Below are 238 nucleotides of genomic sequence, written 5' to 3'. Positions count from 1 at the left end.
AATTACGGTAAAAAACGTCCTGTTTTTGGAGGAAAAAAAACAGAAAGCCTTTCGTCTGCTGACCGCAAATTAAAAGCCGCTAAAGTAGCTCCGATCTTAAGAGGTTTTTGCTCTTCGGAGCGCCAGATGATTGGTCATTATACAGATGATGCCAGAGTTTTGGAATTCATTAATTCAAATGATTTATCAAAATTAGCTCCTCTTGGAACCTCTTGTCCGGATCACTTTTTGCGTACTA

General features: G+C 39.1%; 1 pseudogene. It reads left to right on the top strand.

Going from position 1 to position 238, the window contains the following annotated elements:
- Positions 1-238, top strand: a pseudogene (locus ACCD05_RS32095) (bifunctional rhamnulose-1-phosphate aldolase/short-chain dehydrogenase); the annotation flags it as partial.

It is taken from the genome of Rhizobium sp. Rhizsp42 (assembly GCF_047304155.1).
In the GTDB taxonomy this organism is placed as follows: domain Bacteria; phylum Pseudomonadota; class Alphaproteobacteria; order Rhizobiales; family Rhizobiaceae; genus Rhizobium.
Note: the sequence above shows the minus strand (reverse complement) of the source record. Positions and strands in the feature narration are given on the sequence as shown.